11 protein-coding genes and 2 pseudogenes are annotated in these 9127 nt (G+C 39.2%); all 13 read right to left on the reverse strand.

Annotated elements, in window-relative coordinates; genetic code table 11:
* Nucleotides 1–16 precede the first annotated feature (16 nt).
* A complete protein-coding gene (locus ABCM67_RS04155) occupies nucleotides 17–409 on the reverse strand; it encodes a VOC family protein (protein WP_008369413.1) in 393 nt (130 codons plus the stop codon).
* Nucleotides 410–418: 9 nt separating this feature from the next.
* Nucleotides 419–1447 carry an alcohol dehydrogenase catalytic domain-containing protein gene (locus ABCM67_RS04160; protein ID WP_059086986.1) on the reverse strand — a complete coding sequence of 343 codons (1029 nt, stop codon included), beginning with the start codon at nucleotides 1445–1447 and terminating at the stop codon, nucleotides 419–421.
* A 426-nt stretch (nucleotides 1448–1873) separates the two neighbouring features.
* Nucleotides 1874–2869, reverse strand: coding sequence for an ROK family protein (locus tag ABCM67_RS04165; protein ID WP_174235860.1), 996 nt, complete (start codon nucleotides 2867–2869; stop codon nucleotides 1874–1876).
* 249 nt (nucleotides 2870–3118) lie between these two features.
* Nucleotides 3119–3220, reverse strand: a pseudogene (locus ABCM67_RS04170) (TnpV protein); the annotation flags it as partial.
* A pseudogene (locus ABCM67_RS04175) lies at nucleotides 3203–3277 on the reverse strand (23S rRNA methyltransferase); the annotation flags it as partial. The pseudogenes ABCM67_RS04175 and ABCM67_RS04170, both read right to left, overlap by 18 nt.
* A gap of 80 nt (nucleotides 3278–3357) precedes the next feature.
* Nucleotides 3358–5094, reverse strand: coding sequence for a recombinase family protein (locus tag ABCM67_RS04180; RefSeq protein WP_342992522.1), 1737 nt, complete (start codon nucleotides 5092–5094; stop codon nucleotides 3358–3360).
* Between the two features lie 65 nt (nucleotides 5095–5159).
* On the reverse strand, nucleotides 5160–5309 hold the full coding sequence (locus tag ABCM67_RS04185; RefSeq protein ID WP_070090346.1) for an SHOCT domain-containing protein: 150 nt from the start codon (nucleotides 5307–5309) through the stop codon (nucleotides 5160–5162).
* Nucleotides 5310–5714: 405 nt separating this feature from the next.
* Nucleotides 5715–5954 (reverse strand): helix-turn-helix domain-containing protein, encoded by a 240-nt coding sequence (locus tag ABCM67_RS04190; protein ID WP_096241036.1) that lies wholly within the window; start codon nucleotides 5952–5954, stop codon nucleotides 5715–5717.
* 5 nt (nucleotides 5955–5959) lie between these two features.
* Nucleotides 5960–6370: a sigma-70 family RNA polymerase sigma factor gene (locus ABCM67_RS04195; RefSeq protein WP_096241037.1), complete on the reverse strand. Its 411-nt coding sequence runs from the start codon at nucleotides 6368–6370 to the stop codon at nucleotides 5960–5962.
* Between the two features lie 248 nt (nucleotides 6371–6618).
* Nucleotides 6619–7209, reverse strand: coding sequence for an accessory gene regulator B family protein (locus ABCM67_RS04200; protein ID WP_096241038.1), 591 nt, complete (start codon nucleotides 7207–7209; stop codon nucleotides 6619–6621).
* 2 nt (nucleotides 7210–7211) lie between these two features.
* Nucleotides 7212–7361 (reverse strand): cyclic lactone autoinducer peptide, encoded by a 150-nt coding sequence (locus tag ABCM67_RS04205; RefSeq protein WP_096241039.1) that lies wholly within the window; start codon nucleotides 7359–7361, stop codon nucleotides 7212–7214.
* Between the two features lie 110 nt (nucleotides 7362–7471).
* On the reverse strand, nucleotides 7472–8767 hold the full coding sequence (locus tag ABCM67_RS04210) for a GHKL domain-containing protein (protein ID WP_342992523.1): 1296 nt from the start codon (nucleotides 8765–8767) through the stop codon (nucleotides 7472–7474).
* Nucleotides 8754–9127, reverse strand: a 374-nt coding sequence (locus tag ABCM67_RS04215; RefSeq protein ID WP_342992524.1) for a LytTR family DNA-binding domain-containing protein, incomplete at its 5' end; no start/stop codon positions are given. The genes ABCM67_RS04210 and ABCM67_RS04215, both read right to left, overlap by 14 nt.

A 9127-nucleotide genomic window follows, 5' to 3' on the forward strand; every position in this document is an offset into this window, starting at 1 on the left:
GTCCCTCCTATTTTTATCAGAGTTTCTGACAGAACTCTATTCTTTCCTCATTTGGTCCCTTGATCATAAAAAACTTCACACCATTTTCCCAAAATGGCAGTTCTTCGATTCCGTCTGTAATAATTGTGTATTTTTCATTGCAGATTTTCTGATACATACTTTCAATGTCTTCCACATCAAGTGCAACATGTTGGTATGCACCGTCTGACATTGCCGCCTGCCCATTTTCAAAAGTTTCTATACAGTAATTTTTTATCTGTAAAAATGCCACTTTTTCCCCTGCTTTTTCATTATAAGACTGCATAATTACTTCAAATCCAAGACTCTTATAAAACTCAACTGTTTTCTGCAAATCGTTTGTCGGAAGCCCGACATGGGCAACTCCGACAATTCCATATTTATTTTCCATACGAACTCCTTACTTTTCACTGACGTTGATAATTACTTTCATCGTTGTCTCGCGGTTATCATCAATATACTGGTATGCCTTCAGATAATCTTTAAAAGCAAATGTCTTTGAGATGAGCGGTTTCAAATGAACTTTACCCTCATTTACCAGTCTGATTCCATCTATGTAATCATCATGGCGGTACATCATCGTGCTCTTAATGTCAAGTTCGTGGTCATTTGCCACTGCAAGATCTACTTCTGCCATTCCTGCAAAAACAGCCACCAGTACGATCGTGCTTCCTTTTCTTGCATATTTAATTGCCTGTCCCATTGTAATATTGTTTCCGGCACAGTCGTAGATCACATCCGCCTTATCCGGTCCAAATGCTTCGATCATTGCCTCACCGAAGTCTTTATTTTTGGTATTCACACACACATCAATTCCACATTCTTTTGCCTTTGCCAGTCTAAGATCACTGATATCTGTGATCATCACTTTCGCTGCCCCCATTCCTTTTGCTGCCTGTGCCACGAGATTTCCGATCGGTCCTGCGCCAAGGACTACAATATTCATGCCAGCCACATCGCCCATCTGTTTTACACCATGAACTGCCACCGCAAGAGGTTCGATCATAGCTCCTTCTTCATAGGACATATCTTCTGGAATAGGTGTTACTTTAGATGCATCCACTGCAAAATACTCAGATGCCGTTCCTGTCGTCTGAAATCCCATTACTTTTAATTCCTCACAGAGATTATACTTTCCATGACGACATGGATAGCAATGTCCACAATATACCTGAGGCTCTATCGTCACCTTCTGTCCCACATGAAACTCTGTGACATTTTTTCCAAGTTCTGTAATCTCACCAGAAACCTCATGTCCCTGTGTTACCGGATATTTTGTAAACGGATGTTTTCCATGATAAACATGAATATCTGATCCACAAACACCAATATTCATAATCTTTACCAACACCTGATTTTCCTTTACCTCCGGAACCGGAACCTCTCTGAAAATAATTTCTCCTGGATTTGTCATTACCTGCTGTAACATAATTGTTTTCTCCTTTTTTATCATAATTGTTTCCTCCTTATTTATATTGTTTTATTTTATCTTTTATAAATTGTTTTATTAAAGTAATTACATTATTGTCCTGTAAACACGATTTGTCAATATGTTTTTTCATATTTTTATATATTTCATAATTTCGAAATACATTTTTTGTATATTTTTTACAATTAACACGCAAAAAAACGGAAAGAAAACCATAGTTACTGTTTTCTTTCCGTTTTTTACTATAATATATTTTTCTAATTTTACACAACTTCTTGTTTTTCACACATATAAATCGGACATCCGCATTCGCTTTGCAACCTGTCAGTGGGAGCTTTTAACTCCAACAGAGTGAACATCCCCTTACCCAACGCTTGATGCCCTGCGCACCAGATGCGGTGGACTGCTTATCTGCGTTCAAAAAATTTACAATTCTGCCATATGTTTTGTAAAAAAGTATTTCGCAGCTCCAACAGCCGACGCTTCTTTCTTATACGAACAATTTTTTAAGTATGAAACATCATGCTCAAAGCCATTATATGCCATCACTTTTTCTCCCAGTGGTATCATATAATCTGACAATACACCTCCCACATCACCTCCGAGTATGATATCCATATCATATGCCATCCGCAGATTTGATATCAAAACAGCAAGATGATCCAGGTACGCATTCCATGTCTGCAAATTTTTTTCATCACCACTTTCAATTTTTTCCATAAATGCATCCAGTGACTGCCTGTTATCTTGTGTCAGTACACTTGCAGCACAATATGCATCTGCACATCCTGATTTACCACAATAACACTTTCTTCCACCGGGAACGAGTATCATGTGACCAAACTCACCTGCTTTCTGGTTCTGCCCTCGAAACAGCTTTCCATCTATGCAGAATGCGCCTCCTAAGGTGTGGTTCAAAGACAGATATATCGCATTTGGATACTTTTGCTTTTTTTCTGCAAGCATTGCAGCATTAGCATCGTTTTCAAAATATACTGGAATTTCCAAAGCCTGCTCTAAAAAGCGCAGACTATAATTCTCTATACCTAAAGCATGGGATTTTAAAACAATCCGTTCTTTCTGATCAATAATTCCCGGAATCGCCACTCCAATCCCAAGTAGCGTATCCTTCGCTAATTCGCCTTCAAGAAAAGTTTTGACCTTTTGTGCCACTTCTGTACAATAGGATAATTCTGCCGTAAATTTTAAACGGATGCGATCTTTTTTTATAATCTCATCTCCAAGATTTACTAATACCATTTCTATATGATTCGCTGTAATCAAAATTCCCATTGCATGACAGTATGACTTATTAATCCCTATACTTTTTGCCTTTCGTCCACCGGTCGAAGCATATTCCCCAGTTTCTTCCAACACCATTTTTTCTAACAAGTCATTTACATTTGCTAACACAGTCGGCATACTCAAGTTTAACTCTTTTGCGATTCCCGCCTTGGATGTAACATGATTGTTCAGCACATAATTAATTATTCTTTTTCTTGTTATATTTTTTTTATCTTTATTTTCCGTTTTCTTACCCTCTTTTATTAAATATATTATAAAAGAATTATATGCTTTTTTATTCTTCTTGTAAAGCAATGTTTTATAATAAATCTCCGACAGAATTTATCTTATAAACAGCAAAAAGCTCCCGAAGGAGCTTTCCACGCTTTAGAACACCAATTCTTTTAACACAATCTCTTCTGCCATATTACGAGTACCATTTACCAATCTGACCCATTCCATCTAATCACGAGCTTTCAACTCAGCACTGGTTGCATCCAACTCATCTAAGTCTAAGTCGCTCTCTATCGTGTCATCTGGTTTTTGCGCGAGCAACGAGGCAAGCCGAGATGCTTGCATCTCGATTTGCCGACTGCCGCGTTCATCGAGACAAAAGAACAACCGTCTCAACATGTGTTGAGACTAACATCGGAACACACACCCTTTACCTCGTCACTTATATCGGAACACATTTTTTTCACTTTGTCTCCAATACCTGATGACTTCCCGAATCTTTCTTTTGCGTTTCCAATTTCATTCTTAAATCCTGTTTTATATATGAAAGTAATTTTATAAGAATCTTTGTTTCCATCTTCGTCTAGTCCGCCGACTATTACTTTTTCAACTATACTCTCAAATATTCCTCTGTCAAATTCTTCTAGCACCTCATTATGCGATAGTGCTTTTTTGAAATCTGAAAGCCTCCTTTGCAATGAACTCTTTTCATCCGACTGTTGCTGCAGATATTCCAGCTTTGCTCTTGTATTTGTCAGTTCAGTTTTTAGTTCTACATCCGTTTCCTCATAAATATCCTGTTCAATAATGCCTTTCAGATAATTATCAAGTAGTTTTTTTCTCTTTAAAGAAACCTTGTCAATGCTTTTCTTCAGCTTATGTAACTGATCTTCAATCGAATTTTCTCCAAGTGCTTTCTCGGTTCGCTTCAAAAATTCTTCCAGAACATCTTTATTATCATTACACAACATCCTATAAGACTCAATAAATGCTTCTTCTATGACCTGCTCTGGAATGCCTTTGCTATCCGGACAAAATCTCTTTCCTTCTTTTGTTGATTTAACGCACTGCCATATCGTCTTTTTATACTTAGAGCTACTGTGCCATCGCCTACGAGAAAGATTAGAGCCACAGAATCCGCATTCTACCATACAGCTAAACGCAAACTGCCGACTAAATTTTTCACGTTTTCCAGGAGTGACTCCACATTTCCGATTTCCGTTTCTACGTCTTCTCATCTCCTGCGCCCGTTCAAATTGTTCCTCTGTAATGATTGGTTCGTGATGATCATGTATATAATACCGATCTTCCTCTCCAAGATTTTCTAAGCGTCTTTTTGAAATCGGATCAACCGTAAAGGTTTTTCCAAGTAAAATATCTCCCTTATATTTTTCATTATTAATGATTCCCATAACACTGGATGAAGTCCAGGGATTTCCTCTAATTGTCAGATGACCCTGCTCATTCAATTCCCTGGCTATCATTGTGCTGCCTGCTCCTGCCACATATCTATCAAAAATGTACCGTACAACCACAGCGCCTTCCTCATTGATTGAGATAGATTTTGTTTCCACATCATAATCATATCCCAAACAACCCTGAAATCCTACCAGTTCCCCCCGCTTCATTTTCATCTTCAAGCCCTTTTTCACATAAGCAGAAGTATTTTCAACTTCCTGCTGTGCTACAGAACTTAAAATAGTCATTAGAAATTCGCCGTCCTTTAATGTGTTAATCTTCTCAACCTCAAAATAAACAGCAATATTTCTCTCTTTCAACATACGAACATATTTCAATGTGTCCAGAGTATTTCTGGCAAATCGTGGAAGGCTTTTGGCAATAATCATATCTATCTTGCCATCCATGCAATCCTGAATCAACCGCTGAAACTCTTCTCTCTTATCAACCTTTGTCCCAGTGATTGCCTTATCAGCATATATACCTGAAAATATCCATTCTTTATTATTCTTAATTAACTCTGTATAATGCGTAACCATTGAGTTATAACTCTTTATCTGATCTTCATCGTCCGTACTTACTCGACAATAAGCCGCCACTCTCAACCGCTCAATCTTCCGTCTGGCAGAACCGTCAAATGAATCATGTGCTTTAATCAATTCAACTTCCATTTCGCCCTCCTTTTTGTGTTCCTACCATAGCGTTGATTATATTATAATACAATACAGATATACCGTCAAGCAGTAATGTTGGATACGATACCATAATCTTTCATTAATCTTTTTTGTATTACCTGATATTCAGTTTCATTAATCAACTTCTTAGAAAGCAACTGCTTTAACATAGATAGCTGCATACTATATCTCAATATTTTTTTATTATCCATATATATCAGATACCCCTTTCTAAATAATACTCTCCTGCAGGCGGCTGCCGGGCACAGCCTCATTGGTATCACACCATCCTCTCGGACCGAAGCAGCTTATCTCCGGAAGTTTCATTATCAGAAAGCAGTATCTTCGCACAAAGTCCCCGTTACTTTGCCTGTGATCGGATATTTATCGCTCGTGCCTTTACTTCAATACCCAAACTGGCATTCCTTCGCTTTCAATGTCCGGCAACTTTGCGCCACGATGTCGCAAAGTACCAGACACAGGCAGTCATGGCGTATCCATCACACAGCTCCACTGTTTTCTGCGTCCTGCAGGAAAAATATGAAATTGTCAAGGTACGCCAACTCTCATTACTTTTCACATGGACAAAAAGGGGCAAATTCCCATGTTCAAAAGTATTAAAGCTGTATTTTAAATCCCAATATCTTCGTGATGAGTTTAGTTTCCATCCGGCGCTTCATATATTCATCAATTCCATATCTTGTTCGCCCGCTCTCATCTATAAACTTTCTCCGACATCTACTGTTAATGTAGGGCTGAAAATAATCAATAATCTGATTTATTGCTACAGCATCGCCTCCAATGGCATCCTCAATCACTTCAAATGCAATTTGCTCTTTCTTTTTTCTGTACTGCATATGTATCACTCCAATAATTTCTTTAATAATCGCAGAGAATCCGCTTTATGGTAATGCACAGTACTCTGTACAAGATTCATACATTCTGCAATTTCTTTTTCCGTCATATCCAGAAAATAAGACATAAGAATTATCTTCCGTTTCTTTTCCGGCAGACGGTACAGTGCTTCACTGATTGCTTCATCCTTAACAGGCACTTCCATACCCATAATCTGGAAATATCGAATTTTCATAAATTCGTCATAAGAACAAAACCCGTCTAGGATTTCTTCCCGAAGTTCAGAGAAATTGATTTCCCGCTCCCAGATCTTGTCCATTTCATCCAAATAATTCAGTGCTTCACCATCCAGCACTTTAATGCAATACCTGATAAATTTTCTTTGCACAACAGCTTTTTCCAGTCTTGTCAGATTCAAGGGGATCACCTCCCCTCTGCCTGAAAGCTATTTTCGAAAACATCTTATTGCCCCCTTTGTAACGAGGACAGTCAAAATTTTAAAAAAAATCGAAAAAACAAGAAGAAATTTTTTAATGTTTCCGTATATAAAAATGCGCCCATATGAGCCATTGCCCATCGGACGCACTCTATAGCTGTTTCAGTTACCACCCACATTTTAATACAACTATGTATCACAGACATAAAAAAACGGGAATAATATCGCTATCACTCCCGGCTATACACATTTTTTTCAATTTTAAATTTTAATACACCAATACATTGAGAAATCAAAACCAATAAAACTGTCATAGCAACCAAAGATACCATTTCTAAAAACCTGCCAAGCGTACAGAAAATAGCAAAAACAAGTATCCCGCTTATGGTTTTCTCCGTAACTTTTTTACAATGTTCTTTCTCATTCTGATCAAGTTCCCGGTTGATATTTTCTACTGGTGCTAACATCCAAACCATGCTCAGACCTACTACAATACAAATCCATGAGCAAATTACAGGAAAAGTAAACTTACTGTTTATTACTAATATCAACGTCTGAACAGAAACCGAACACAAGAAACATGCTCCAAATCTATTCAGATGCAAACCACCGGCATAAGTTCTCAACAGCATAAAAACAATAGTAAAGACTACAAATTCCGGAATCATATGCAACCATATCGCTATACAGAAGCATGTCAGAAAACAACTTACCATTTCAAGTCCTATCTGAAATCCATACTGATATATCGCATATGATTCCTCGGAAGCTGCACCGGTTTTAATAACATAATCTGTTATTTTCTCCGATAAATATTTCATATTTATTTTTCCTTTAATGCTTTAAGTTCTTTCGGCATTTTAGGCTGATGGAAAATATATGCGCAGGCGCTGTCTGCCGATACTTTTCCAATCTTCAAAGATGCACTTGCCAATGCTTTGGCGGACTGCAGTTTTAAATCTTTTGTTTTCATATTTTGAAACTCCTTTCATTTGTTTTTAACACTTTATCACAAAAAAACGCATCCATTTCCTTAATGTCAAAATATCGAGTGTTCATGTAACTTTTCCCTTACCCACACTTTCAACTTCCATACAACACCACTCTGGCAAGGAACCGCCCCGGCTCTGTGGTGTCAACAGACAACACCCCCTGATATTTATCCGCCGCCCTACGGACAGATGGCAGGCCGATCCCATGATTGCTTGTATCCGTTTTTGTTGTTCTCAGTTCCTCCCCCTTCCCTTTCGCCAGCTTTCCCCGGTAGCTGTTCTCTATCGTTATCAGCAGGTTGTTTTTGTCATATTTCATCTTTAGCCGTATGTACTTCCGGCCTTCTGCCCTCCCGGCGCCTTCCACTGCATTTTCCAACAGGTTTCCCATGATCAGGCTTATATCCGCTCCCCGGAACGGCATCTCCATCGGGATGCTGAGATCCGTCAGAAATTCTATCCCCGCATCTTCTGCTTTTTTCTTCCAGTATCCTACCAGGGAATCTGTCACGATATTCCCGGTATTGATCTCTTCGGACGGTCTCAGCCTGCCATCCTCTATTATATCGGTTACAAACTGGATAAGCTTCTCCCTCTCCCCTCTCTCTGCATATGCAAGGATTGACAGGAGATGGTTTCTCATACCATGCCGCACATCCCTCATCTGCAGCACGGACAGTTCCCTCTCTTCCTGGTGCCTCGCACAAAGGTCTAGCTGCTGTTCATACACCAGATTCATCCGCCGTATCCGTAAATCATCTGCCAGCCGTATATAAATATAAAAAATCAGCACATTGATAAACAGCAGTATCAGACCGGAAACAAGAGAATACCTCTCGGCATATTCCCAGTCAGTCCTGTAAGCCAGTACAAACACTGCGTTCATGATATATATGCTCCCAGTCGGGATAAATATGATCAGGATGCTGTACCCCGTCGGCAGACCCGTAACCTTTTCATTTGTAAATACTTTCCTTAAAGCCAGGATGATCAGGAAGAACAGGAACCTTGAAGCAAACGCACCAAAAATCTGCCGTTCCACGATGCTTTCCCCATAAATCATCAGCACGCTGCCAATCAGCATTTCCGCCAGCATCCAGATGGCTGCAAATGTAACCGCAAAAAAGCTTTTCATCCATGCCTTTCCTTCAAATACGTTTGCCACAACGAACAGGGCAAGCCCTACTGTTGTCCCTATGTTCCATGCTTTCGGAAGTTCATTGATAACCTCCGGGATTCCTACCTGCCAGAGTACAAGCACGATAACTCCAAGCAATACACGGATATCCTTTTTTCTCCTTTCAAAAAACATCCCAAAATAAAGGAAAAAGAGATATACTGTAAACATTGTCAGCAGCATATCTGCCATCCACTTACATGCCGACATAAAACGTATCCTCCATCGCACAGTATTGCTTACTGATCAGTTTCCGGCGGTCTTCACTGATTGAGAGCCTTTCCTCATTATCCATTACGGCAAAATCGTATGCCAGTCCTTTTATGTGTTTATAGTTTATCAGGAAAGACTGGTGTATCCGGAGGAAAATGCCCTTGCTGGCTCTCAGGCTTTCCTCAATCTCATTCAGTTTTCCATAAAATTCAAAGGTCTCTTTTTCTGTAACTATGTACACTTTTCTTCTCTTGCTTTCAAAATAAAGGATATCCCTCACCGGTATTTTGCAGTTCAGCCTCTGGTAGCTGTACCGGAAATAACTGTCGGCGCTGCTGATTTCTTCATATGCCGCCT

This window comes from Blautia sp. 2227st1_G12_2227SCRN_220401 (assembly GCF_039062885.1).
Lineage (GTDB): Bacteria > Bacillota > Clostridia > Lachnospirales > Lachnospiraceae > Blautia_A > Blautia_A fusiformis.

Excerpts from the sequence above, each read along its gene's own strand:
- ABCM67_RS04155 (WP_008369413.1), bottom strand. The coding sequence starts at position 409 with ATGGAAAATAAATATGGAATTGTCGGAGTTGCCCATGTCGGGCTTCCG.
- ABCM67_RS04160 (WP_059086986.1), bottom strand. The coding sequence starts at position 1,447 with ATGTTACAGCAGGTAATGACAAATCCAGGAGAAATTATTTTCAGAGAG.
- ABCM67_RS04165 (WP_174235860.1), bottom strand. The coding sequence starts at position 2,869 with ATGCCGACTGTGTTAGCAAATGTAAATGACTTGTTAGAAAAAATGGTG.
- ABCM67_RS04180 (WP_342992522.1), bottom strand. The coding sequence starts at position 5,094 with ATGGAAGTTGAATTGATTAAAGCACATGATTCATTTGACGGTTCTGCC.
- ABCM67_RS04185 (WP_070090346.1), bottom strand. The coding sequence starts at position 5,309 with ATGGATAATAAAAAAATATTGAGATATAGTATGCAGCTATCTATGTTA.
- ABCM67_RS04190 (WP_096241036.1), bottom strand. The coding sequence starts at position 5,954 with ATGCAGTACAGAAAAAAGAAAGAGCAAATTGCATTTGAAGTGATTGAG.
- ABCM67_RS04200 (WP_096241038.1), bottom strand. The coding sequence starts at position 7,209 with ATGAAATATTTATCGGAGAAAATAACAGATTATGTTATTAAAACCGGT.
- ABCM67_RS04205 (WP_096241039.1), bottom strand. The coding sequence starts at position 7,361 with ATGAAAACAAAAGATTTAAAACTGCAGTCCGCCAAAGCATTGGCAAGT.
- ABCM67_RS04210 (WP_342992523.1), bottom strand. The coding sequence starts at position 8,767 with ATGTCGGCATGTAAGTGGATGGCAGATATGCTGCTGACAATGTTTACA.